This window comes from Dactylosporangium sp. NPDC049140 (assembly GCF_040648435.1).
Genome location: NZ_JBEZDS010000003.1, coordinates 508,828 through 532,546, shown reverse-complemented (window position 1 = coordinate 532,546; position 23,719 = coordinate 508,828). Strand labels below are relative to the sequence as shown.

The 23,719-nt window shown below is 72.8% G+C and carries 21 protein-coding genes; 10 read left to right on the top strand and 11 right to left on the bottom strand.

The features are described from left to right. Positions 1 to 48 precede the first annotated feature (48 nt). The 4 genes from AB0B76_RS08715 to AB0B76_RS08700 all read left to right on the top strand — a co-directional run bounded on the left by AB0B76_RS08715 (position 49) and on the right by AB0B76_RS08700 (position 4,500). Positions 49 to 879: a LysR family transcriptional regulator gene (locus AB0B76_RS08715; RefSeq protein WP_360371591.1), complete on the top strand. Its 831-nt coding sequence runs from the start codon at positions 49 to 51 to the stop codon at positions 877 to 879. Between the two features lie 21 nt (positions 880 to 900). Continuing rightward, complete coding sequence (locus AB0B76_RS08710) at positions 901 to 2,310, top strand: sigma 54-interacting transcriptional regulator (protein ID WP_360371588.1); 1,410 nt, start codon at positions 901 to 903, stop codon at positions 2,308 to 2,310. Positions 2,311 to 2,312: 2 nt separating this feature from the next. Beyond that, positions 2,313 to 4,265, top strand: a complete 1,953-nt coding sequence (locus AB0B76_RS08705) for a VWA domain-containing protein (RefSeq protein ID WP_360371585.1) — start codon at positions 2,313 to 2,315, stop codon at positions 4,263 to 4,265. Between the two features lie 79 nt (positions 4,266 to 4,344). Next, on the top strand, positions 4,345 to 4,500 hold the full coding sequence (locus tag AB0B76_RS08700) for a DUF6131 family protein (protein ID WP_223092164.1): 156 nt from the start codon (positions 4,345 to 4,347) through the stop codon (positions 4,498 to 4,500). Positions 4,501 to 4,562: 62 nt separating this feature from the next. Here AB0B76_RS08700 and AB0B76_RS08695 read toward each other — a convergent pair whose 3' ends face one another. After that, the gene (locus AB0B76_RS08695) at positions 4,563 to 6,407 is read right to left on the bottom strand and encodes a tetratricopeptide repeat protein (RefSeq protein ID WP_360371581.1); all 1,845 of its coding nucleotides are present in this window, start codon (positions 6,405 to 6,407) and stop codon (positions 4,563 to 4,565) included. After that, a complete protein-coding gene (locus AB0B76_RS08690) occupies positions 6,404 to 6,892 on the bottom strand; it encodes a MarR family winged helix-turn-helix transcriptional regulator (protein ID WP_360371578.1) in 489 nt (162 codons plus the stop codon). The genes AB0B76_RS08695 and AB0B76_RS08690 overlap by 4 nt, the downstream gene beginning before the upstream one ends. Before the next feature lie 73 nt (positions 6,893 to 6,965). Between AB0B76_RS08690 and AB0B76_RS08685 the strand changes: the two genes are divergently transcribed. Both AB0B76_RS08685 and AB0B76_RS08680 read left to right on the top strand, forming a co-directional pair. Further along, on the top strand, positions 6,966 to 8,327 hold the full coding sequence (locus AB0B76_RS08685) for an MFS transporter (RefSeq protein WP_360371575.1): 1,362 nt from the start codon (positions 6,966 to 6,968) through the stop codon (positions 8,325 to 8,327). Positions 8,328 to 8,458: 131 nt separating this feature from the next. Next, the gene (locus AB0B76_RS08680; protein WP_360371572.1) at positions 8,459 to 9,910 is read left to right on the top strand and encodes a hypothetical protein; all 1,452 of its coding nucleotides are present in this window, start codon (positions 8,459 to 8,461) and stop codon (positions 9,908 to 9,910) included. Between the two features lie 64 nt (positions 9,911 to 9,974). On the opposite strand, the gene AB0B76_RS08675 is transcribed toward AB0B76_RS08680, so the two are convergent. From AB0B76_RS08675 to AB0B76_RS08645, 7 genes are all read right to left on the bottom strand, one after another. Beyond that, complete coding sequence (locus AB0B76_RS08675) at positions 9,975 to 10,484, bottom strand: NUDIX domain-containing protein (RefSeq protein WP_360371569.1); 510 nt, start codon at positions 10,482 to 10,484, stop codon at positions 9,975 to 9,977. After that, complete coding sequence (locus AB0B76_RS08670) at positions 10,471 to 11,571, bottom strand: ABC transporter ATP-binding protein (protein WP_360371566.1); 1,101 nt, start codon at positions 11,569 to 11,571, stop codon at positions 10,471 to 10,473. Before AB0B76_RS08670 ends, AB0B76_RS08675 begins: the two co-directional genes overlap by 14 nt. Continuing rightward, positions 11,568 to 12,431 (bottom strand): ABC transporter permease subunit, encoded by an 864-nt coding sequence (locus tag AB0B76_RS08665; RefSeq protein WP_360371563.1) that lies wholly within the window; start codon positions 12,429 to 12,431, stop codon positions 11,568 to 11,570. Before AB0B76_RS08665 ends, AB0B76_RS08670 begins: the two co-directional genes overlap by 4 nt. Then, positions 12,428 to 13,201: an ABC transporter permease subunit gene (locus tag AB0B76_RS08660; RefSeq protein ID WP_360371687.1), complete on the bottom strand. Its 774-nt coding sequence runs from the start codon at positions 13,199 to 13,201 to the stop codon at positions 12,428 to 12,430. The genes AB0B76_RS08665 and AB0B76_RS08660 overlap by 4 nt, the downstream gene beginning before the upstream one ends. Before the next feature lie 95 nt (positions 13,202 to 13,296). Next, a complete protein-coding gene (locus AB0B76_RS08655; RefSeq protein WP_360371560.1) occupies positions 13,297 to 14,457 on the bottom strand; it encodes an ABC transporter substrate-binding protein in 1,161 nt (386 codons plus the stop codon). A gap of 86 nt (positions 14,458 to 14,543) precedes the next feature. Then, positions 14,544 to 14,918, bottom strand: coding sequence for a TIGR03618 family F420-dependent PPOX class oxidoreductase (locus AB0B76_RS08650; protein WP_360371557.1), 375 nt, complete (start codon positions 14,916 to 14,918; stop codon positions 14,544 to 14,546). Continuing rightward, positions 14,915 to 16,549, bottom strand: a complete 1,635-nt coding sequence (locus AB0B76_RS08645) for an ABC-F family ATP-binding cassette domain-containing protein (protein WP_360371554.1) — start codon at positions 16,547 to 16,549, stop codon at positions 14,915 to 14,917. The genes AB0B76_RS08650 and AB0B76_RS08645 overlap by 4 nt, the downstream gene beginning before the upstream one ends. Positions 16,550 to 16,698: 149 nt before the next feature. Here AB0B76_RS08645 and AB0B76_RS08640 point away from each other — a divergent pair, with 149 nt between their 5' ends. Then, positions 16,699 to 18,975: a DHA2 family efflux MFS transporter permease subunit gene (locus AB0B76_RS08640; RefSeq protein ID WP_360371551.1), complete on the top strand. Its 2,277-nt coding sequence runs from the start codon at positions 16,699 to 16,701 to the stop codon at positions 18,973 to 18,975. Positions 18,976 to 19,816: 841 nt separating this feature from the next. On the opposite strand, the gene AB0B76_RS08635 is transcribed toward AB0B76_RS08640, so the two are convergent. Continuing rightward, entirely contained in the window at positions 19,817 to 20,971 is a 1,155-nt protein-coding gene (locus AB0B76_RS08635; RefSeq protein ID WP_360371548.1) for an NAD(P)-dependent oxidoreductase, read from the bottom strand. A 77-nt stretch (positions 20,972 to 21,048) separates the two neighbouring features. Between AB0B76_RS08635 and AB0B76_RS08630 the strand changes: the two genes are divergently transcribed. Then, positions 21,049 to 21,477, top strand: coding sequence for a MarR family transcriptional regulator (locus AB0B76_RS08630; RefSeq protein WP_360371545.1), 429 nt, complete (start codon positions 21,049 to 21,051; stop codon positions 21,475 to 21,477). Positions 21,478 to 21,651: 174 nt separating this feature from the next. Here AB0B76_RS08630 and AB0B76_RS08625 read toward each other — a convergent pair whose 3' ends face one another. Continuing rightward, entirely contained in the window at positions 21,652 to 22,170 is a 519-nt protein-coding gene (locus AB0B76_RS08625) for a general stress protein (RefSeq protein ID WP_360371542.1), read from the bottom strand. 298 nt (positions 22,171 to 22,468) lie between these two features. On the opposite strand from AB0B76_RS08625, the gene AB0B76_RS08620 reads away from it, so the two are divergent. Together AB0B76_RS08620 and AB0B76_RS08615 are read left to right on the top strand one after the other, a co-directional pair. Beyond that, a complete protein-coding gene (locus AB0B76_RS08620) occupies positions 22,469 to 22,711 on the top strand; it encodes a PspC domain-containing protein (protein WP_360371539.1) in 243 nt (80 codons plus the stop codon). 162 nt (positions 22,712 to 22,873) lie between these two features. Continuing rightward, positions 22,874 to 23,554: an alpha/beta hydrolase-fold protein gene (locus tag AB0B76_RS08615; RefSeq protein ID WP_360371536.1), complete on the top strand. Its 681-nt coding sequence runs from the start codon at positions 22,874 to 22,876 to the stop codon at positions 23,552 to 23,554. Positions 23,555 to 23,719: the final 165 nt, after the last annotated feature.

Genomic DNA, 23,719 nt, shown 5'->3' with positions numbered 1-23,719 from the left:
CACGACCAATAGGGAGGCGACGGCGGTACCATCGGAAAGGTTATGGCTTTGTCTTTCGATCTGTTGCGGACCTTCCTCGCGGTGCACCGGGAGGGGTCGGTCACCGCGGCCGCGCGGCGGCTCGGGCTCTCGCAGCCGGCGGTCACCGGGCAGGTGCGCTCGCTCGAGGCCGCGCTCGGCAAGCAGCTGTTCGTGCGCCAGCCCCGCGGCGTCGCGCCGACGCCGGCCGCGGACCTGCTCGCACGGCAGGTCGCCGGGCCGCTCGACGCGCTCGAGGCCGTGGCCGACCCCGCGCCGGACGCGGTCACCGGGACGGTGCACCTCGGCGGGGCGGCCGAGTTCATGACCGAGAAGGTGCTGCCCGCGCTCGCGACGGCGGGAATCCGGCTGCGGGTCACGCTCGGGCTCAACGACGACCTCGTGCGCGGGCTCGAGGCCGGCGCGCTCGACCTGGCCGTGCTCACCACCCGCCCCCGGTCGCGGCGGCTCGTCGCCGAGCCCCTCTACGACGAGGAGTTCGTGCTGGTCGCGGCGGTGGCGGGGGACCCCGGGCACATGCCGCTGGTCGCCTACGCCGAGGAACTGCCGATCATCCGGCGGTACTGGCGCAGCGTCTACGGCACCCGCGCGACCCGCACCGCCGAGGTGGTCGTGCCCAACCTGCACGCCGTGCTCGCGGCGGTGCGGGCCGGCGCGGGGTTCAGCGTGCTGCCGGAGTACCTGTGCCGGGCCGACCTCGCCGAGGGGCGGCTCGTGGTGCTGGAGCATCCGGAGGTACCGCCGCTGAACACGCTGTTTCTCGCATGCCGGGCGGGCGCGGCGTCCGCTGCGGTGGTTGCCGTGCGCGGCCGGCTCCTGGAGGCGGCGGGAACCTGGTGATCCGAGATAGTGTTCGCTGATGTGACTGTGACGCCAGACCAGCCCCTGGACCTTCCCCGCACGGCAGGCGAGCTCCGGGCGAGCGGCCACCGGTTCCGCACCGTGAAGGAGGAGCTCCGCGAGAACCTCCTCGACCGGCTGCGCTCCGGCGAGCCGCGCTTCCCCGGCATCGTCGGCTACGACGACACCGTCCTGCCCGAGCTCGAGCGCGCCATCCTGGCCGGCCACGACGTCGTGCTGCTCGGCGAGCGCGGCCAGGGCAAGACCCGGGTCATCCGCGGCCTGATCCACCTGCTCGACGAGTGGACGCCGATCATCGCCGGCTCGGAGCTCAACGAGCACCCCTTCGAGCCCATCACGCCCGCCTCGCGCCGGCTCGCCGCCGAGGCCGGCGACGCGCTGCCGGTCGACTGGGTGCACCGGTCGCTGCGGTACGGCGAGAAGCTCGCCACCCCCGACACCAGCGTCGGCGACCTCATCGGCGACGTCGACCCGATCCGGGTCGCGCAGGGCCGCACCCTCGGCGACCCCGAGACCATCCACTTCGGCCTCGTGCCGCGCACCAACCGCGGCATCTTCGCCGTCAACGAGCTGCCCGACCTCGCCGAGCGCATCCAGGTGTCGCTGCTCAACGTGCTCGAGGAGCGCGACATCCAGGTCCGCGGCTACCAGCTGCGCCTGCCCCTGGACATCCTGCTCGTGGCCAGCGCCAACCCCGAGGACTACACGAACCGCGGGCGGATCATCACGCCGCTCAAGGACCGGTTCGGGGCCGAGATCCGCACCCACTACCCGCTGGACCTCGAGCTGGAGATGGATCTGGTACGCCAGGAGGCCCAGCTCGTCGCCCAGGTCCCCGACCACGTCATCGAGGTCCTCGCACGCTTCACCCGCGCGGTGCGCGAGTCCCCGTCGGTCGACGCCCGCTCCGGCGTCTCCGCCCGCTTCGCCATCGCCGCCGCCGAGACCGTCTCCGCGTCGGCGCTGCGCCGCGCCGGGCTGCTCCGCGAGGACCTGCCGGTCGCGCGCATCGGCGACGCCGAGTCGGTGACCTCGACGCTGCGCGGCAAGGTCGAGTTCGACAGCGGCGAGGAGGGCCGCGAGGTCGAGATCCTCGCCCACCTGCTGCGTACCGCGACCGCGGAGACGTTCCGCGGCCGGCTGGCCGGGCTCGACCTGTCCGGCTTCACCGACCTCGTCGCCGAGGGCCAGGTCATCGAGACCGGCGAGCTGGCCGGCGCCGACGAGATCCTGCGCCAGGTCGGCACCGTCCCGGGCCTGGCCAAGGTGCTCGACCGGCTCGGCCTCGGCGACGCGCCCAGCCGCGGCGAGGCCGCCGCCGCCGTCGAGTTCGCCCTGGAGGGCCTGCACCTGACCCGGCGGCTGTCGAAGGACCTCACCGACGACGGCCGCACCGTGTACGGAGGCTGATCTTGCGCCACAACAGGTTCCGCTACGGGGCGTGGCGCGGCGGGCCCGACCCGCTCGCCCCGCCCTACGACGTGCGGGCCGCCGTCGACCAGGTGGGCCAGGAGGTGCTGGAGGGCGGCAGCCTGCGCGACGCCCTGCGCAACCTGCTGCGCCGCGGCCCTCAGGGCGGCCGGGGCCTCGACGACCTGCTCGCCCGGGCCCGCCGGATGCGCCGCGAGGCCATGCGCCGCGGGCAGCTCGACGGCGCGGTGACGCGCTCCACGCAGCTGCTCGACCAGGCGCTGGCCTCCGAACGTGACGCGTTGAGCCGGCTCGACTCCGACGACGCCCGATTCGCCGAGGCGCAGCTGGACGCGCTGCCACGATCGACCGCACGGGCTGTTTCGGAATTGTCCGAGTACAACTGGACATCTCCGGAAGCGCGGCAGCTGTACCAGCAGATCCTCGACGAGCTCCGCCAGGAGGTCGTCGAGCAGCGCTTCCAGGGGATGCAGCAGGCGTTGCGCGACCCCGAGGCGCAGGCGGCGATGCGCGAGATGCTCCAGGACCTCAACGCCCTGCTCGCCAAGCACGCCCGCGGCGAGAACACCGACGACGCGTTCGCCGAGTTCATGAACCGCCACGGCGACTTCTTCCCGGAGAAGCCGGCCAACGTCGACGAGCTCATCGACGCCCTCGCCCGGCGGGCCGCCGCCGGCGAACGGCTCATGCGCTCGCTCTCGGCGCAGCAGCGGGCCGAGCTGCAGGACCTCATGGCCCAGTCGCTCGGCGACATGGCGGGGGAGTTCGCCGCCCTCACCGACAACCTGCGCGCGCTGCGCCCCAACCTCAACTGGGGCCGCGGCGAACGCATCCGCGGCGAGAACGACCTCGGCTACGGCGACGCGGCCGGGGCCCTCGAGGAGATCGGCGACCTCGACGACCTGCTCGACCAGCTCGGCCAGGAGCACCCCGGTGCGACCCTGGACGACGTCGACGTCGAGGCGGTCGAGCGGCAGCTGGGCCGGGCCGCCGCCGACGACGTACGCCGGCTGCGGGAACTGGAGCAGCAGCTGCGCCGGCAGGGCTGGGTGACCCGCGGCGACGACGGGCTGACCCTGAGCCCGAAGGCGCTGCGGCGGCTGGGCGGCACCGCGCTGCGGACCGTCTTCGGCCAGCTGCACGCCGGGCGGCAGGGCCAGCACGACCTGCGCGACGCGGGCGCCGCCGGGGAGCTGACCGGGGCGTCACGGCGCTGGCAGTACGGTGACGAGCAGGCCCTGGACGTGGTGCGCACGATCGGCAACGCCGTGCGCCGGCAGGCCACCGGCGGCGCCGCGGTCCTGCCGATCGGGCTGGACGTCGAGGACTTCGAGATCGCCGAGACCGAGCGGCGCGTGTCGGCCGCCGTCGCGCTCTGCGTCGACCTGTCGTTCTCGATGATGGCCGACGGGCGGTGGGGCCCGATGAAACAGGCCGCCCTCGCCCTGTCCCACCTCGTGGCGACCCGGTTCCCGCAGGACGCGCTGCAGATCATCGGCTTCGGGCGGTACGCCTCCACGCTCTCCCAGGAGCAGCTTGCCGCCGTCGAGCCCGACATGGTGCAGGGCACCAACCTGCAGCACGCGCTCAAGCTGGCCGCCCGTCACCTGCGCCGTCACCCGGCGTCCGACCCGGTCGTCCTCGTCGTGACCGACGGCGAGCCGACCGCCCACCTGCTCGACGACGGCGAGTCGTACTTCATGTGGCCCTCGACCCGCGAGACGGTCCAGGCCACGGTGCACGAGGTCGACCAGCTCACCCGCTACGGGGCGGTGCTGAACTTCTTCATGCTCGGCGAGGATCCGGGCCTGCGGCGCTTCGTCGACGCCGTGGCCCGCCGCAACGGCGGGCGGGTCTTCACCCCGGACGCCGACGACCTGGGTCGTTACGTCGTCTCCGACTACATCCGCGCGAGGCGGGGCCGCCGCGGGTGAGTTGTGTTTGATAACCGGGGCCTTGGGGGTACCAGATCCACGTAGATCGGTACCCCCACTCCTCCCGGGAGCTGACAAAATGATCGTCCTAGGTCTCATCCTGTTCCTCGTCGGCCTGTTCCTGCACGTCGGCATCATCGAGACGATCGGGATCGTGCTGCTCATCGTCGGCGCGGTGCTGTGGATTCTCGGCGCGGTGGGCCGTCCGATCGCCGGCCGCCGCCACTATTGGTAACCCGCGTTCGTGAAAAGGGCCGGCCCATCGGGCCGGCCCTTTCTTACGTTGATGATTACTGCTTATGCGCGGCGGCCGAACCAGCGTCGTTTCCGGCCCGGCGCGGGCACGGCCGCCGGTGGCGTCTCGTCCGGCTCGTCGGCGCGGCTGAGCAGTTCGCGGGCCAGGCCGGTCACCTCCGGCACCATGTCCGGCGTGGCCAGGACCAGCGTGGCCAGCGACTCGCGGATCGTCACCACCCGGGCGCGGGACTGCTGCATCGCGTCGAGGAAGCGGCGCCCGATCGTCTCGCGCACCTCCGGGCGGCACGCCGGGTCGAGCCACGCGGCCACGACCAGGGCGAACACCGCCGCCTCGGTGGTCCAGTCCTCGACGCCGTAGACGATCGAGGTGAGCAGCTCGCGCGGGCGGGCGGTGTCGCCCGGCTCGGCGCCGGCGCGCAGCTCGTCGCAGTGCAGCAGGCCCAGGCAGCTGTACGCCTGCGCCGCCCGCTCCCACACCCCGTCGGGCAGCTGCTGGTCGCGGCCGGCCGGCGGGTGCACGAGCAGCGCGACCAGCTCGGCCGCGGGCAGCTGGCCCAGCGGCAGCGCATGGTCGTAGGCGGCCACCGGGTTGGGCCAGAACGGCCAGACGACGCCCTGGAGGAGCTCCAGGGATCGCGGTGACGGCAGCGGTACCGCCGGCGACGCGACGAGCCCCGCGTAGGTCCACAGCACCCGGCCGCCGGGCCGCTGCGGTGCCACCATGTCCGGCGGCGGGTCGCCCTCGATCGTGAGGTCGAGGCCGGGCAGCTCGCGGTGCACGACGCGCAGCGCGCTGGGCACCTCGAGGGCGGAGACGGTCGCGGTGCCGGCCATGGCGCGGTCGGCGCGCGGGATCTGGTGCAGCAGGTTGATGACGGACTCGGCGGGGCCGTTGACCGTGCCGAGCCAGGGCCGGCCCCGGCAGGCGCCGTCGAGGTCGCTGTGCTCGTGGCTGGTGACCGGGTGCTCGCGCATGAAGTCGACGAGGCCCACGAGGTGGCGCACGTCGGCGTCGCGCTGGAAGCGCAGCCGGGCGGCGGTGTGCACGGCGCAGTCGTACTCCGGGGCCCGCCGGATCGCCGCGTCGAGCAGCTCGAGGGCCTCGTCGAGGCGGCCGGCCTCGGCGAGCCAGTTGGCCATGTCGGCGCACAGGTCGACCTCGTCCGGCTGGGCCTGCCACGCCTGGCGCATGACCTGCAGGGCCTGGTCGAGGCGGCCGTCGGCCTTGAGGGCGTACGCGTACCAGACGGCGGTGAGCTTGTCGGGGTGCAGCCGGTGGCCGTGGGCGCCCCACCGGACCGCCTCGGCGAGGACGCCCGGCACCTGGGCGGTGAAGCGGCGGGCCAGGCCGGCCGCGGCGCCGTGCAGCAGCGCGCTGCCGGGGTGGGCGGCGCAGGCGCGGCGGGCCAGGTCGAGGTACACCTCGTTGACCCGGGCCACCACCTCGCCGGCCGGATCGCCGAGCCCGGGCATGACCGCCACGAAGAGCCGGGCCAGCTCGTCGGGGTCGAGCCGGCGCGGTTCGAGGGCCCGCACCCAGGTCACGTCGGCCCAGGGCTGGGCCGGGTCGAACCGGGTCGCCTGGGCCAGCATCCGCAGGCCGCCCATCGGGTCGTGGCGGCCCTGCAGGTGGGCGCGGGCGACGACGGAGCCGATGAACGCCGGCTGCTCGACGGGGAACAGTGCGATGGCGCCCTCGTCGCCGGCCCGGGCGACGAGGGCGGCGAGCAGCTCGTGGACCTCGGGCAGGCGGGGCGCCCAGGCGATCGCGCCGGCGACGTGGCCGGCCGCGTGCCCGAGGTCGCCGTCGGCGAGCGCGATGCGGGCCAGCGACAGTTCGCCGTGGGCCTGCGCAGTCGGGTCGTCGCGCTGCTCGTCGGTCACGCCTGGAGCGTATTGCGTTCCGCCCGGATTCGGTGGCCCGCCCGGTCCGCCCGATTTTGCGCGTCGACATTGGCGGTCAGCGCGGCGAGCACGGCGGGCAGGGCGGCGACCGTGTCCGCGGGCAGCCCGGCGACGGTCTCCTCGGCGAGGTCGCACCAGAGCGCCTTGACCCGCTGGGCCAGGGCCCGGCCGCGGTCGGTGAGCGCCACGACGGTCGCCCGCTTGTCGGTGGGGGCGGGGCTGCGGCTGATGTGCCCCGACGCCTCCAGCTTCTTGGTCATGAGGGTGACGCTGGGCGGCTCGCAGCCGAGCGCGTCGGAGAGCTGGGCCTGGATGCGGGGCCCGGTCCGGTCGAGCTCGAGCAGCAGGGCCTCCTGGCCCGGGTACAGCCCGAGCGGGGCCAGCAGCGCCGCGGCGCGGGCCCGGTGGCGCAGGCTGAGCAGCCGGATCGCCTGGTTGAGCGCGTCGGCGGCGGCGAAGTCCACGGCCCCTCCTTGACAGAAATAGTTATGCGCATAACGTTATGCGCGTAACTAAATCCTACACGGGGAGCCCATCGTGCCGAGAACCGCCTGGCTGGTCCTGCCGCTGGTGTGCGCGTGCCAGTTCGTGGTGATCCTGGACGCGTCGATCGTGAACGTCGCCCTGCCCTCGATCCGCCGCGACCTCGGCTTCACGCCGACCGGCCTGGCCTGGGTCGTCGACGCGTACCTGCTGACCCTCGCCGGCTTCATGCTGCTCGGCGGCCGCGCCGCGGACCTGGCCGGACGCCGCCGCCTGCTCGCCGGCGGGGTGCTGCTCTTCGCGCTGGCCAGCCTCGCCGCCGGCCTGGCCCCGACCGCGGGCGTGCTGGTCGCGGCCCGCGCCGTGCAGGGGCTCGGCGCCGCGCTGCTCGCCCCTGCGACCCTCGCCGTCATCAGCACCGCGTTCACCGCCGGCGCGGCCCGGGCCCGGGCGTTCGGCGCCTGGTCGGCCGCGGGCGGCGTCGGCGGGATGGCGGGCGCGCTGGCCGGTGGCGCGCTCACCACCGCCCTGTCCTGGCGCTGGGTGTTCCTCGTCAACGTGCCGATCGGCGCCGCCCTGGTCGCCGTGGCGTTCGCGGCACTGCCCGGCGACCGGCCCGGCCCGCGGGAACGCCTCGACGTGCTCGGCGCGGTCACCGGCACCGCGGGCCTGGCCGCGCTCATCTACGGCGTGATGCGCGGGCACGGCGGGACGGTCGCGGCCGGCCTCGGGTTGCTCGCCGTCTTCGCGGTCGTCGAGTGGCGGGTCGCCGCGGCGCCGATGCTGCCGCTGCGGCTGCTCGCCCGCCGGGGCCCGGCCGCCGCCGACGCGATGCTGCTGCTGTTCGGGGCGGCGGCGATCGGGCTGTGGTACTTCTCGTCCCTGCTCCTGCAGAACGTCCTCGGCTACAGCGCGCTGCGGGCCGGGCTCGGCCAGACCCCCGCGGCCGTCCTGTTCGTGGTGGTCGCGCACTGGGCGGCGGTACTGCTGCCGCGTCTCGGTCCGCGCGTGCTCGTGCTGTGCGGGTCGGTGTGCCTCACCGCCGGATTCGCGTGGCTGTCGCGGGCCGGGACCGGCTACCTCGCCGGGGTCCTCGGGCCGACGCTGCTCGTCGCGGCCGGGATCGGCCTGGTCTTCCCGACGCTCATGGCCGCCGCGACCGCGGGGGTGCCGGAGGGCGACGCGGGGACGGCCGGCGGGCTGGCCAGTACCGCGAGCCAGGCCGGGTCGTCGATCGGCCTCGCGCTGCTCGCCACCGTCGACGGCTTCGACCGGGTGTTCCTCGCCGCCGCCGGGATCGGGGTCGTGCTGGCCGTGGCGAGCACGCTCCTGCCGCGGCGTGAGAACGCCGGAGCCGGCGTCGGCGGGGGCAGCGGCGATACGTCGGCCGGGCTTCAGCCGCGCCGCGCCGCGTGAGGGTGCCGGTGGCGCGTCGGGCCGAACTTCAGCCGCGCCGCGTGAGGGTGCCGGTGCCCGTCGCCGGCCTGCCTCGGCGCGCCGCGTGACGGGAGCGGCGACCGGGGCCGGTGCACGGTATGTTGCCCGGCATGAGCGATGTCCCCTCGCCGCCCCCGGCCCGGCCGTTCCGCGAACTGCTGCCGCACTTGATCTGGGAGGGCGTCCTCCTACTGGCCGCGATCGGCGTGACAATCGCGCTGTACAGCGGCAAGGGTCAGCGACTCTTCGAGACGGGCAGCATCTGGCTGCCCATCGCCTCGCTCGGCTTCGCCGCGGCCGGCATGTCCCTGTCGCTGCGCACCGGCACCCCCAACCTCGCCATCGGGTCCCTGGCCCAGCTGTCCGCGTACCTGTACGCCGACCAGGGCATGGGCGTCGCGCTGTTCGCGGTCGCCGGCATCGGCCTGGTGCTCGCCCTGCTCGTCGGGCTCACGGGCCTGCCCGGCTGGGCCGTCACGCTGCTCGGCGGCCTCCTCGTGCAGGCCGTCGTGATCGGCCTCGACGACGGGCAGACCATCGTGCTGCACGACCGGCCCGACACCTACTGGCCCTGGGGCGTCGCCTTCATCGTCCTGTCCATCGCCGGCGGGGTCGCCTTCGCGTTCCCGCCGGTCCGGCGGTACCTCTCCGCCAACCGCCCCACCGGCGGCGAGGCGGGCGCGTTCAGCCTCGCCAAGCTCGTGGGCGCGCTGGTCGGGGTGTTCGGCTCGAGCGTCGCCGCGGCCGTGGCCGGCGTCGTGCTGACGATCCAGCTCGCCTCGGCCAGCCCGGTCGACACCGGCCTGACCCTCGCCGCGCTGGCCACCGTGCTGCTGGCCGGGGTGAGCCCGCTCGGGCGCCGGGCCGGTGTCCTCGGCGTCGTGCTCGCCGTCGTGATCTACGCCTGCACCCGGTACCTGCTGCTGCTGCAGAATCTCAGCGCGTGGCAGATGCTCCTCGTCGAGGCCCTGTTCGGCCTGTTCGGGGTCCTGGTCGTGTGGCTGCTCGAGCTTATCGGGCGGCGGGCGTCGCCGTTCGTCGTGGCGCGGCCGGCCCCGGTGCTCGCCCCGGGCTTCCCGCCGCCGGGCGCTTTCCCGCCGCCGGGTGGTTATCCGGTACCGGTGGGCGGCTACCCGGCCCAGCCCGCGCCCGGGTATCCGGCTCAGCCCGGTTATCCGGCCCAGGCGGCGCCCGCCTCACCGTATGCGCCGGCCGGTCCCGTGAGCCCGGCCCCGCCCGCCTACGGTCCGCCCACGTCCGCATCCGCGCCTCCGGCGTCGGCGCCGCCCGCGTACGGTCCGCCCACCTCGGCCCCGCCCGCGTCCGCGCCGCCGTCGTCCGCGCCGCCGTCGTCCGCGCCGCCGTCGTCCGCGCCGCCCGCGTACGGTCCGCCCACCTCGGCCCCGCCCGCGTCCGCGCCGCCGTCGTCCGCGCCACCCGCGTACGGTCCGCCCACGTCGGCGCCGCCGGCGTACGGTCCGCCGCCGGCCGGGATTCCGCCGCTGCCGGGTTCGCCGCCTCCGCCGCCCTCCTCGGGGCCGAACTGGCCGCCTGCGCAGTGAAGGCCGCCGGTGCTCGGCGGGATCGACCGGGCACCGGCGGTACACCCGCAATCGGTTCGAAAAATCAGACGGCGTTGCGCTCCCGGATCGCGGGATGTTTCGACCCGGGGGCGGTGAACCAGGCCGCGGGCTCGTCGCGCAGGGCCTGCTCGATCCGCAGCCGGGCGAACGCCTCCAGCGGCGGGAGCCCGCCGGGCGCGAACCAGCGCATGTCCAGCGACTCCTCGTCGTTGACGCGGGCCTCGCCGGAGACGTACCGGCAGCGGAACCACACGTTGAGGTAGTCGCACTGGTCGCCGTTGGGGTAGGTGACCGGGTGCATCGCGACCCCGGCGAGGCGCTCGACGGCGATCTCGACGCCGGCCTCCTCGCGCACCTCGCGCACGATCGCGTCGGCGGGCTGCTCGCCGGGGTCGACCATCCCGGCGAGCAGTGACCACGTGCCGGTGTCGCTGCGCCGGCCGAGCAGCAGCTCCCCGGCGTCGTTGAGCACCACCGCCGACACGCCGGGCAGGAGCACGAGGTCGTGCCCGACGTGCCGGCGCAGGTTGCGAAGGTAGCTAGACATCCCCATGCGCGGGGACCTTAGCGGACTGCGGTACCGCCGCGGGCCCCTCCACGCTGTCGGCGACCAGCACGGGGCCCTCGCCGACGCCGACGGTGACCGTGTCGCCCGGCTTGATGCCCGCCGCCTGCGGGGACGGCAGGTCGACCAGGGCCTCGTCGCCGTCGCCGAGGCGGACCGCCAGGCGGGTCAGCGCGCCGTGGAAGGTGCGGACCACGACGAGCGCGCCGCCCTGGTCCGACGCCTTCAGGGTCATCGCCTCGGGCCGCACGAGCACGACCACGGCGCCCGGGGTGGCCTGGCTGGCGTCGGCGAGCGGGCGGTCGGCGCCGAGCACGCGGACGGTGCCGTCGGCCCCGAGGACGCCGGGCAGGCGGTTCATGGTGCCGACGAACTCGCCGACGAACGGGGTGGCCGGGCGGTGGTACAGCGTGTCGGGGTCGGCGAGCTGCTCGAGCCGGCCCGCCTTCATGACCCCGACGCGGTCGGCGACGCTGAGCGCCTCGCCCTGGTCGTGGGTGACGAACAGCGTGGTGATGCCGAGCCGCTGCTGGATGCGGCGGATCTCGTCGCGCAGCTGGACCCGGACCTGCGCGTCCAGCGCCGACAGGGGCTCGTCGAGCAGCAGCACCCGGGGCTCGATGGCCAGGGCGCGGGCCAGGGCGACGCGCTGCTGCTGGCCGCCGGAGAGCTGGTGCGGGTACCGCTTCCCGACCGGCCCGAGCCCGACGAGCTCGAGCAGGTCGGCGGCCCGCTTGCGCCGCGCGCCGCCGTCGACGCCGCGCACGCGCAGCCCGAAGGCGACGTTGTCGGCCGCGGTGAGGTTCGGGAAGAGGCTGAACGCCTGGAACACCATGCCCATGTCCCGCTTGTTCGGGGCGAGGCCGGTGATGTCCTTGTCGCCGACCCGGATCGTGCCGGCGTCGGCGGTCTCGAACCCGGCCAGGACCCGCAGGGCCGTGGTCTTGCCGCAGCCGGACGGGCCGAGCAGGGCGATGAACTCGCCGGGCTCGATGACGAGGTCGAGACCGTCGAGCGCGTGGACGGCCCCGAAGCTGCGGCGCATGCCGAGCATGCGCACACCGAGGGCGCTCATGTGTCACTCCGTGAGGTTCGGCGCCGGTCCGCCAGGGACACGACGAGCAGCAGGACCCAGGTGAACAGCAGGCTGGCGGTGGAGACGGACACGGACAGCTGCCCGTTCTCGCCCGATATCTTGACCAGCCACGTGGGGAGGGTGTCGAAGAGCAGGATGCTGGCGATCGTGTACTCGCCCAGGACCAGCCCCAGCGTGAGGAACGCTGCGCCGAGGACCGCGCCGCGCAGGTTGGGCAGCAGCACCCGCCACACCACGTCGAACCAGGACGAGCCGAGGCCGCGCGCCGCGTCCACGAGCGTGCGGGCGTCGATGGCGCGGATGCCGGCGTCCAGCGAGCGATATGCGAACGGGGTGGCCAGCACGATGTACACCACGATGAGGATGATCGGCAGGTCCGGGTCCTGCGAGGAGACCAGCGCGTCGCCGAACGGGGTGCCGGCGAGCTGGTCGGGGCCGAGCGCGAGCATGTCGCGCACGCCCGCCACGAGCGCGATCGGCGGGATGACCAGCGGCAGCAGCGACAGGCCCTCGACGATCGGGCGCAGTTTCGGCAGCCGCAGCGTGACGGCGAGCATCGCGGGCACGGTGACGAGCAGGACGCCGAGGACGGTCAGCACGGCCAGCGACAGCGACCGGCGCAGCGCCTCGGCGAAGCCCTCGGCCTGGGGGATGCTGGTGTAGTACTCGCCGGTGACCCCGCCGTTGACCTTGTCCTGGATCGTGAACCAGATCGCGGCGGCGAGGGGGACCAGGAAGTAGACGCCGGCGACGGCGAGCACGACGATCCGGCCGAAGTTCGTCCTCCGCCGGGGCTTGTGGACGACCTCGGCGACCGGCCGGGTCAGGACCGCGGTCATCGCAGCCACCTCGCGGTGCGCCGCTCGATCGTCCAGTACGCGGCCATCACGACGCCGACCATGATGATCATCTCGATGGCCAGGGCCGCGCCGACCCCGGCGTTGTCCGCCGACACGTTGCCGGACAGCGCGTTGGCGATCTGCAGCGTGACCAGCGGTACGGTGCCGCCGACCATCGCCTGTGCGGTCGCGAACGCCGACAGGGAGCCGCAGAACAGCAGCAGCGCCCCGGCCATGACCGGCGGGGCCAGCAGCGGGCCGGCGACGTGGCGCCAGTACTGGGCCCGGGTCGCGCCGAGGTTCTCGGCGGCCTCCGACCACTCCGCACGCACGCCGTCGAGGGCGGGGGCGATGACGATGACCATCAGCGGTACCAGGAAATAGAGGTAGACGACGGCGAGGCCGCCGAACTGGTAGAGGCTGAACGGCGAGTCGGCCAGGTCGAAGCCGGTCCAGTCGTGCAGCAGGCTGGTGACGATGCCGGCGTTGCCGATCGTGGCGATGAACATGAACGCCAGCGGTACGCCGCCGAAGTTCGCCAGCACCCCGGACGCGGTGAGCACCAGCCGGCGCAGCACCGTCCCGCCCGAGAGGACGGCCCGCGCGACGAGCAGCCCGGCGCCGGCCCCGAGCACGGCGCAGACCACGGAGAGCTTGACCGAGCCCCAGAACGCCGAGCGGTACCCGGAGTTGAAGGAGCTGGCGAACGAGTCGCCCTCGAACGCGCCGGTCGCGAGGGCGATCACCGGCAGCACGAGACCGACGAGCATCACGATGAGGAACGGTGCGACCGCGAGCCACGGGCCGCACCGCCGGACACGGCCCGCGAGGGACCGTGTCCGGACGGCGGGTGCTGCGGGGGTCGTCACCCGGTCAGCGCCTTCGTCCAGCCGTCGGTGAGGACCTTCTTGGCCGCGTCGATCTGGTCCGGGCTGGGCAGCTCGGACTTGCTGGTGTCGACCTTCGGCAGGGCGGCGACGAGGGTGGCGTCGGCCTTGCCGGACGCGGTCATCTTCGGCAGCCGTACCGGCCGGGCCGAGCCCTTGAGCCACAGGTTCTGGCCCTCGTCGGAGAACAGGAACTCCTCCCACAGCCGCGCGGCGGCCGGGTGCGGGGCGGTCTTGTTGATCGCCTGGCAGTAGAAGTTGCCGTAGACGCCGTCGGTGGGCACGGCGACCTTCCAGTCGATGCCCTTGGCCTGCAGCTCCTTGGTGTAGCCGGCGTTGAGGTAGTCCCAGTCGATCGAGATCGGGGTCTCGCCCTTCTCGATGGTGGCCGGGGTGGACTCGACCGGGATGTAGTTGCCGGACTTCTTCAGCGCGGCGAAGTACTCGATGCCGGGCTGGATGTTGGTGAAGCTGCCGCCGTTGGCCAGGGCCGCGGCGAAGACGCCGGCGAACGCCGAGCCGGACTTGGTCGGGTCGCCGTTGAGGGCGACCTTGCCCTTGTACTCGGGCTTCTTCAGGTCGGCCCAGGTCTGCGGGCAGTTGGCGATCTTCTTGGCGTCGCAGCCGATGGAGATGTAGCCGCCGTAGTCGTTGAACCAGGCGCCGGAGGCGTCCTTCTGGTTGTCCGCGATGTCGGCCCAGGTGGCGACCTTGTACGGGGCGAACAGGCCCTCCTTCGCACCCGACTGGGCGAACGCGCCGCCGAGGTCGAGCACGTCGGGCGCGCGGTCCTGGCCCTTGAGCGACTTGACGGCGTTGATCTCGTCCTGGCTCGAGCCGTCGGGGTTGTCGCTGTTGACCTTGATGCCGTACTTCGTGCTGAAGGTGTCGATCAGCTCGCCGTAGTTCGCCCAGTCCCGCGGCAGCGTGATGACGTTGAGCTGGCCCTCGGCCTTCGCCGCGGTGACGAGGGCGTCGAGGCCGCCCAGGTCCTGCGCCGACGTCGCCGAGGCGGCGCCGGTCTTGTTGTTCTGGGCGTCCGCGGCCTTCTTGGACGAGCCGCAGCCGGCCACGGCGGCCAACACGGCCACCGAAAGCAGGCCGGCGGCGAGTCCGCGCCGGACGATATTGCGCTGCATGAAATGCTCCCGATGATGAGGAGCCGAAACGGCTTCGGCGGGCTCAGCGTCGGGTCGGGTGCTTGCCTGTTGTTGAACGCTGGATGTCAGTGCGGACGATAGGTTCCCAACACCCTCAGTACCGTGACCATGATCACGACGCGGTCGGGATTCTCGCGCGGCTGTTTGTATCTACGTGCGTATCTGCGTTCGGCGTCCCGCACTGCTTCCGGATCGCGTTCGATCACGGCGTCGCCTTCGATGGTGCTCCAGCGCCGTCCGTCGATCTGACATATGGCAATTTTGCCGGTGTACCCGATATTGCGGACTTTTTGCGATTTGCCGGATGTGATGATCCAGGCTTTCGCGGTTTCCGGGTCGTAGATCGCGCCCACCGGCACGCTGTGCAGCGTCCCGTCGCGGCGGACCGTCGTCACCGTGCACAGGTGGCGCTCGGTCCAGAACTCGGCCAGCTCGCTCACGACGCGGTCACCTTGCCGTCCTCGACCCGGATGTGCCGGTTCGTGTGTACCGCCTCCAGCATCTGCCGGTCGTGCGTCACCAGCAGCAGCGTGCCCGGGTAGTTGTCCAGGGCCGACTCCAGCTGCTCGATCGCCGGCAGGTCCAGGTGGTTGGACGGCTCGTCGAGCACGAGCAGGTTCACGCCCCGGCCCTGCAGCAGCGCGAGCGCGGCCCGGGTCCGCTCGCCGGGGGAGAGGGCGGCGGCCGGGCGGTTCACGTGGTCGGACTTGAGCCCGAACTTGGCCAGCAGTGTCCGCACATCGGCGGGATTCTGCTCCGGTACCGCCAGCCGGAACGCGTCGAGCAGCGAGTCCCCGCCCTCGAACAACCGCCGGGCCTGGTCCACCTCGCCGACGACGACCCCGGGGCCGAGGTGGGCCCGGCCCTCCTCCAGCGGGATACGGCCCAGCAGCGCGCCGAGCAGCGTCGTCTTGCCGGACCCGTTGGCGCCGGTGATCGCGACCCGGTCGGCCCAGTCGATCTGCAGGTCGACGGGGCCGAGGGTGAACGTGCCGCGGCGTAGCACCGCGTGCGACAGGGTGGCCACGACCGCCCCGGCCCGCGGCGCGGCGGCGATCTCCATCCGCAGCTGCCACTCCTTGCGCGGCTCGTCGACGACCTCGAGGCGCTCGATGAGCTTCTCGGTCTGCCGCGCCTTGGCCGCCTGCTTCTCCGTCGACTCGATCCGCTTCGACTTGCCGATCTTGTCGTTGTCGGGCTGCTTGCGGCGGGCGTTCTTGACGCCCTTCTCCATCCAGGCGCGCTGCATGCGGGCGCGCGCCTCGAGGTCGGACCTCTGGTCGGCGTAGTCCTCGTAGCGCTCCCGGGCGTGGCGCCGGGCGATCTCGCGCTCCTCCAGGTAGGCCGCGTAGCCGCCGCCGTAGAAGCGGACCAGTTGCTGGTGCAGGTCGAGCTCGAGGACCGCGGTGGCGGTGCGGGTCAGGAACTCCCGGTCGTGGCTGACGATCACCGCCCCGGCCCGGAGCTGTCCGGTAAAGCGTTCCAGCCGTTCGAGGCCGTCGAGGTCGAGGTCGTTGGTGGGCTCGTCGAGGAGGAAGAGGTCATAGCGCGACAGCAGCAGGCTGGCCAGGCCCGCGCGGGCCGCCTGACCGCCCGACAGCGCGGTCATCTCCAGGTCGAGGTCCACGGCCAGGCCCAGGTCGGCCGCGGTCTCGGCGGCCCGCTCGTCCAGGTCGGCGCCGCCCAGCGCCAGCCAGCGTTCCAGGGCGACGCTGTACTCCTCCGCCGCCCCCTCGTCGCCGCTGAGCGCCTCGGCCGCGGCGTCCATGCGGGCCTGCGCCTCGGCGACACCGGTGCGGCGGGCCAGGAACGCGCGCAGCGTCTCGCCCGGGTGCCGCTCGGGCTCCTGCGGCAGGTAGCCGATGGTGGCCGTGGGCGGGTTGAGCTGCACGACGCCCTGCTCCCGGGGGAGCAGCCCGGCGATGGTGCGCAGCAGCGTGGACTTGCCGGCCCCGTTGACCCCGACCAGGCCGATCACATCTCCGGGGGCCACCACCAGGTCCAGGCCGCTGAACAGCGCCTTGTCCCCGTGTCCGGCCGCGAGATCCTTGACCACGAGCGTTGCAGCCACGCCTGTCGTTCCTCCATTTTTGTCGTACCCCGGGTCTAGTGTCCCTGGTGCATGCAGGGTGGTCGCCGCGCCCCTTCGGCGATCGAGGAGTAGCGTGAATTCTGAAACGCTGACGGATCGAAACGGCTTGCTCTAACAGGAGAGACGCCTTGAGCACAACAGCACCTGCGGCCGCGGGGGAAGACACCGAACTGACCCACCGCCAGATCGTCACGATCCTGGTCGGACTCATGATGGCGATGTTCCTGGCCGCGCTCGACCAGACCATCGTGTCGACCGCGATGCGCACCATCGCCGACGATCTCGGCGGCTTCTCGTTGCAGGCGTGGGCGACAACGGCGTTCCTCATCACCTCGACGATCTCGACGCCGCTGTACGGGAAGCTGTCGGACATCTACGGCCGCAAACCGTTCATCCTGTTCTCGATCGGCATCTTCATCGTCGGCTCGGTGCTGTGCGGCATCGCGACGTCGATCTACGAGCTGGCCGCGTTCCGGGCGGTGCAGGGCATCGGCGCCGGCGGCCTGTTCTCGCTCGCCTTCGCCATCATCGGCGACGTGGTGCCGCCCCGCGAGCGGGCCAAGTACCAGGGATACTTCCTCGCCGTCTTCGGCACCTCCAGCGTCCTGGGCCCGGTGCTCGGCGGCTTCTTCGCCGGCGCCGACAAGATCGTCGGCATCACCGGCTGGCGCTGGATCTTCTACATCAACGTGCCGATCGCGGCCGCGGCCTTCTTCGTCGTCATGCGCTTCCTGCACATCCCGCACCGCCGCCAGGACCACCGCATCGACTGGCCCGGCGCGGTGGCGCTCATCGTCTGCCTGGTGCCGCTGCTGACCGTCGCCGAGCAGGGCCGCGAGTGGGGCTGGGGCTCCGGCCGCTCGCTGCTGTGCTACGGCATCGGCGCCGTCGGCCTGGTGCTGTTCCTGCTGGCCGAGGCCGCCTACAAGGACGAGGCGCTGCTGCCGATGCGGCTGTTCAAGGGCCGCACGTTCTCGGTCGCCTCGACCGCCAGCTTCATCCTGGGCATGGCGATGTTCGGCGGGCTGCTGACCCTGCCGCTCTACCTGCAGATCGTCAAGGGCGCGACCCCGACCAAGGCCGGCCTCATGCTGCTGCCGCTCGTGCTGGGCATCATGACCGGCTCGATCGTCTCGGGCCAGACCATCGCCCGCACCGGCCGCTACCGGCTCTTCCCGATCGTCGGCTCGGTGCTCATGCTGGCCGCCCTCGGCCTGTTCTCGCAGATCGGCGCGGACACGCCGCTGTGGCGCACGATGCTCATCATGGCCCTGATGGGCCTCGGCCTCGGCGGCAACATGCAGCCGGTCATCACCGCCGTGCAGAACGCGGCCAACCCGCGCGAGATCGGCGTGGCCACGTCGACGGTGACGTTCTTCCGCTCGATGGGCGGCACCCTGGGCGCCGCGGTCTTCCTGTCGGTGCTCTTCAGCCTCCTGCCGGACAAGATCAAGGGCGCGTTCGGCGCCGCCCAGTCGACCCCGGACTTCCAGGCGGCGGCTCGGGCCCACCCGGACCAGGCGCAGGCGATCCAGCAGATGTCGAAGGCGGGCTCGGCGGCCACCTTCAACGACACGTCCTTCCTGAACAAGCTCGTCGCCCCGCTCGCGCACCCGTTCAAGGTCGGCTTCTCCGAGTCGATGAGCGTCGTCTTCATGGTGGCCACGGGCATCATGGTCGTCGGCCTGATCGTGATCCTCTTCCTGCCGGAGATCCCGCTGCGCTCGATGTCGGCCGCGCAGCAACGCGCGGCCGAGGACGCCGCCGAGTCGGGCGCGGGCTCGGGCTCGGCTCCTTCGAGCGGCGCCGCGCCGTCGACCACACCGGCGCCGCCCAGCGGTGCCGCGCCGTCGGGCGCACTCGCATCGCCCAACGGCGGTTCGCTGTCCGGCGCATCCGCGTCGCCCGGCGGCGGCTCGGTGTCGGGCGCGCACAAGTCTTCGAACGGCGGCCTGTCCGGGCCCTCCGACGATGACTCGCCCGCGTCGCCGAACGGCGGCTCGGCTGCGTCCTCGCTCGCCGGCTCGACTTTCCCGGGGGCGGCCGGCTCGCCAGTGTCCCCCAACGGCGGCTCGGCCGCTTCCTCGCTCGGCGGCTCGGGTGTTTCGTCGGTCGCCGGCCCGCCCGCGGCCGCCGGCTCCGCTGCTTCCGCGGTTGCCGGTTCATCGGGTTCCTCAGCCGGCGGCTCGACGGCACCCTCCTACGGCGGCTCCCCGACAACGGCCTTGGACCCAACTGCGTCGACCGGCGGTAACGGCGCCACGTCGGCGGGCGGCGCCCACGAGGCTGACGGCACGGCCCCGCCGATCGACCACACGCCGTCACACGCGGCAGACGGCGGCGCCCACGAGGCCGAGGGCGAGGCAACCCCGTCACCGGAGACCCCGCCGCGCCACGCACGCTGACACCTTCGGCAACGCCCGGCTCTACAGAGGCCTACCCGCGCCGCCGCCCGCTGCCAGTCCGCCAGCGGGCGCCGGCGCGCCGGAGTCGCCCGCGCCGTGTCCGCTGGCGCGCGGCGTTGCCCACGCCGGAGTCCGCCCGCGCCCCGTTCGCTACCGCGCCGCGCTGCCCACGCCGGAGTCCGCCCGCGCCGTGTCCGCTGGCGCGCGGCGTTGTCCACGGCGGAGTCCGCCCGCACCACGCCCGCTGCCAGTCCGCCAGCGGGCGGCGGTTCGCCGGAGTCCGTCCGCGTCCCATTCGCTGCCGCGTGGCGCTGCCCACTTCGGAGCCCGCCCGCACCACGCTCGCTGACAAACAAAGACGCGGCGGCTCCCTCCATTGGAGCCGCCGCGTTCTTTGGTCTGGTGGTTGTGACGGACCGGCCCGACCACGAGCTGACTCGCCGCCGTTCCGGTCACTGACGTTGCCGCCGCTCGGGCGCAGCGGGCGCTTGGGAGCCCCTCTTCTGCGGGTGCTTCAGCGCGCATCGGAAACCTTGGTTCGGTGCGGCGAGTTTCTTCTGCCGGAGGACGAGCAAGCGACCCTCGACGCGATCCGGCGGGATTTCCCGGGCTCAGATTCACCTCGTCACCGGCGCGCGCCGACTGCACCGGCCCGGCCAGCACGGAACGCGGTAGTCATCGACTCCCGGTCCGCACGCCCCCCTGGTGTCGGTGCGTGTTCGGTCGAGACCCTGTGCAGCGACTACGTCGTCGAGTGGCGACGCACCTGCTTCGTTCAGCCACTTAACCTAGCATCCTAGGATGCCTTAGCGGGTGTGGCCCGGGTCCCGTACCGGTCTCGTCACCGCTCATGCCCGGCCGCGAGCCAGGCGAGGTAGTCCGCAACCGCTCGTTCGAGCGGCCACTGCGGCGCCCACCCGTCGCCGGCGAGCCGATCGGTGTCGAGGTAGGGGAGCGGCCCCGGGCTGGAGGCCCCGTCCGCGAGCGCCGGTTCCGCTTCGGGGTACACGGCGGCAATAGCCGCGGCCACCTCGGCGTTGGTGGTCGCGCGCCCGGACCCCACGTTGTACACCCGATGCCGCAGCGCCGGCGCCGTGGCCAGCCGCGCGAGGGCGGCGCCACAGTCCCGCGCGTACAGAATGTCGACCCCATCCCCGGCGTACACCGTCCCCGCCCCACCCGCGCCCCGACGACCACCGCGATCCGGCCCGGCGCGGTCATGCGCCTCCTCGCGGTGCGGTTGGGCTCGGTCGCGAAGTTCCTCACCGCGCTGCTCTTTGCCGTGGTCCCGGAGTTCCGCACCGCGCTCTTCGGCGCGGTTCTGGGCTTCTTTGCCGTTCTGGTTCTGGGCTTCCTCGCCACGCGGTTGGGTGCGGAGCTGGTCGCCCTTGTCGCCCTGGTTCTGGGCTTCGTCCCCGCGCCGTTCGGTGCGGCGTTGGGCGGCCGCGGCGTGGATCAGGGCCGGGGCCGCGATGAAGGGACTGGCAGTGCGGCCCTGCGGACCCCAGATGCCGCCGATGCGGGCGACCACGACGTCCAGACCGCTGGCCAGGGCGACGATCTCCGCCGTCTTCTTCGACGCCGGGATGGGGTGCGGCGACGTGAGGGGGAGCGGGGCTTCCTCGCGCCAGGGGTACTCCTCGACGCCGGCGTACACCCCGATCGTGCTCGCCAGGACCACGCGCCGCACATTCCACTCGGCCGCGGCGCGAAGGATCGCGAAGGTCGCCGCCGTGTTCTGTTGCAGGTCGTCCAGTGGTGTCCCGCCGAGCGGTGCGGCGGCCAGATGCACGATCGTGGTGATGCGGTGTCGGCGGCCGAGCGCGGAGAGTGACTGCGGGTCGGTGCAGTCCACGACCGCCGTCTCGACCCCGGAGGGTAGGAGCGGTGATGACTTCGGGTGACGGGATGCGGGCAGGGCGGGGGCGCCGAGGTCGAGCAGGGCGCGGGTGGTGTGCGTGCCGATGAAGCCGAGGCCGCCGGTAATCAGGATCAAGGCGCGGATCTCCCCAGGTCGCAGCGATCGATAGCGTGCTAGCGAAATGTAGCCGGAAAAGTCGTTAGCATGCAAACGTGGCTGACCTGATCCGATTGCTGACCCGCGCCCAAAAGCTGCTCCGTGCCGCGGCCGACGAGGCGATGAGCGCGCACGGCGTACGGATCGGCCAGAACCTCGTCCTCGAGGTGTTGTGGGAGCGTGACGGCCTGTCACCGGGAGAGCTGGCCGCGCGCCTGAACGTCACCACGCCGACGGTGGTGAACACGGCGACACGCCTGGTGAACGACGGCCTGATCGAGCGCCGCCCGGACCCGACCGACAGGCGTCTGGTCCGCCTGTACCTGACCGAAAAGGCCCGCGCCGCCGAAGCCCCCATCACCGAGGCCCGCCGGAACCTGGCCGATCACGCCTTGGCGACCCTGACCGAGGAGGAGCGCGAGGTCATGGCGGTCGCCCTCCAGAAGATCATCGACCGCATGCAGTCACCGCCGACACCGACGTAGGCGTGTGCAGAGTGGTGCGCGGGCCCGCCGCTGAAGGGCGTACGGGCTGTGCGTGACAACGCGTCGGTCGTGCCTTCCGGGAGCTCGGACGGTTCCGGTAGTGCCTGCGCCGCGCTTCGACCGTTGGTCGTGAGGACGTGGCCGCCGTGCCATTGCTGGCGCGGCGGCCGGCGTTCAGTTCGCGGCGCGCCAGTTCTGGCGGGTGATGAGGACGCGGGCCTCGTCGGCGTACTCGGCTTCGACCGTGACCGCGTACTGCCCGGCCTGCAGTGAGCTGCGCGAGGTGAAGTCCCGGCGGCCGCCGGTGAGCGCGTGGGCGATCGCGCCGAAGACGCCGCCCCACAGTGCGCCGATGAGGATCGTCGTGAGCAGGATGCCGAGCCAGTTCGAGTTGCTGAACAGCGTGAAGAGGATGCCGACGAAAAGCCCGAACCACGCCCCGCTGGCGACGCCCGCTAGCGCGGCCCGCCCGATGGTGAGGCGGCCCAGGACGTTCTCGACGAGGCGGAGGTCGGTACCGATGATCGCGGTCCGCTCGACGGGGAACCCGTTGTCGGAGAGGTAGTCGACGGCCTGCTGCGCCCCGGCGTAGTCGGCGAAGCGGGCGACGGTCACGGTGCTGCGGTCGAGCTCGACGAGCTCGTCGATGTTCGGGTCGGGCTCGGGGGGTTCTTCCAACGGAGGCGTCGTCATGCGGGTCAGGGTAGAGACGTCCGGGGCATCCCGCCCGTCACGCCACGACGATTTTGAGCGGACGGTCATCGCCCTGGCATCCAACAGTCCTCTCCGCGAGCCGGCCCTCACCGAGCGTGCCGCCGAGGGCCGGACGAGCCACGCAGGCCGCCGACCCTGAGGTCGTGGGCGGCCGCCTCGGGGTCGGTCGCCGGGCGACCGCGCCATCACACTGCGGAAGCATCCGGGGCGTGACTCAGGGATTCTTCGGGGCGTCACCCGAGGTTGTCGGGGAACTTCAGCGGGCAACCTTGCAGGCATGACCGACATCAAGCGCCTCCGCCGATCGCGATCCGACCGGACCGTCGCCGGCGTGCTGGGCGGCATCGCCGAGTACCTCGGGACCGACCCCACCATGGTCCGCGCCGTGTTCCTGTTGTGCATCCTGCTGACCGGCGGCCTGGCCGTCCTGGCGTACCCGATGCTCTGGATCGTCATGCCCGACTCCCCGCCGTCGCCGGTGAGCCCCGCCCCGAACGATCACCTGACCTACGGCGCGTGAGCGCCAGCGGACTTTTTGGGTGTACTTCCGGCGGCACACCGTATGCCCAATCCGGACACGCCATCCGCAATCGATCCGGGAAGCGACCGTGCGGCCCGGTTCGAGGCGCCGCTGTCGCCGGTGAGCACTGCGCCGGACGATCATCTGCCCTATGGTGCGTGAGTGGCCCGTGACATCCGCGTGATGATTCAGTCGCGGATCGTGCCGCCCTCAGTGCCTCCGGTGAGCGAGACGGTGCTGCTGGCGCACGATGGGCCGGAGTATGAGCGAGTTGCCGGGCTCAGCGGCCGCTTCCCGCACGAGCACGTCGCGCTGCTGTCACCGGGCAGTCGCAATGAGTGGTACTCGGCCAACCCCGCCTACGCCACCGCTCTCACGCGCAACGTGTTACCGAAGCTTCCGCCCGGGCCCGTGGTCGGCCTCGGTGCGAGCCTCGGCGCGCTGGCCCTGCTCCACGCCGAGACGCGCCACCCGGGCAGCTTCGCCGGGCTGTTCCTGCAGTCGGGGAGCTTCTTCACCGCGGAGCTTGATCCGCAGGAGGCGGGCTTCCCGTGGTACCGCCGCATTCTTGCCTTCGTCCAACGCGCCCGTCCCGTCCGATCCCGCGTCGTGCTGACGTGCGGCAAGGACGAAGAGAACCTGCTCAACAACCGGGCGATGGCGGCCCGCCTCGGCGTGCCGCTGCTCGAAGTGCCAGGGGGTCACTCGATGACCACCTGGCGTGACGCGCTCGATCCGCACCTGCACCGTCTCCTGCAGGAGGTCAACGATGACCACATCGGAACCCACCGTGACGATCCCGCCGCCGACCATCCAGACGCCGGCGGGACCGCCCTCGTCTGACCCGCCAAGTACCGGAGCTGTGCCGGGCGGACGAGCCGGCGGCCCCGAACCGACGCTCTCGATCCGAGGTGATCCGGCCCGCGGCGGCTTCACGGACCGCGCCGGCTTCACGGACCGCGACGGTGTTGCGGCGCCTTCGGAGACGGCAGCCGCTGATGATGTCGG

What these genes read in the sequence shown, in the direction of transcription:
- AB0B76_RS08700 (WP_223092164.1), top strand. Translation starts at nt 4,345, where the DNA reads ATGATCGTCCTAGGTCTCATCCTGTTCCTCGTCGGCCTGTTCCTGCAC.
- AB0B76_RS08680 (WP_360371572.1), top strand. Translation starts at nt 8,459, where the DNA reads ATGAGCGATGTCCCCTCGCCGCCCCCGGCCCGGCCGTTCCGCGAACTG.
- AB0B76_RS08675 (WP_360371569.1), bottom strand. Translation starts at nt 10,484, where the DNA reads ATGGGGATGTCTAGCTACCTTCGCAACCTGCGCCGGCACGTCGGGCAC.
- AB0B76_RS08670 (WP_360371566.1), bottom strand. Translation starts at nt 11,571, where the DNA reads ATGAGCGCCCTCGGTGTGCGCATGCTCGGCATGCGCCGCAGCTTCGGG.
- AB0B76_RS08665 (WP_360371563.1), bottom strand. Translation starts at nt 12,431, where the DNA reads ATGACCGCGGTCCTGACCCGGCCGGTCGCCGAGGTCGTCCACAAGCCC.
- AB0B76_RS08660 (WP_360371687.1), bottom strand. Translation starts at nt 13,201, where the DNA reads ATGCTCGTCGGTCTCGTGCTGCCGGTGATCGCCCTCGCGACCGGCGCG.
- AB0B76_RS08655 (WP_360371560.1), bottom strand. Translation starts at nt 14,457, where the DNA reads ATGCAGCGCAATATCGTCCGGCGCGGACTCGCCGCCGGCCTGCTTTCG.
- AB0B76_RS08625 (WP_360371542.1), bottom strand. Translation starts at nt 22,170, where the DNA reads ATGACGACGCCTCCGTTGGAAGAACCCCCCGAGCCCGACCCGAACATC.
- AB0B76_RS08620 (WP_360371539.1), top strand. Translation starts at nt 22,469, where the DNA reads ATGACCGACATCAAGCGCCTCCGCCGATCGCGATCCGACCGGACCGTC.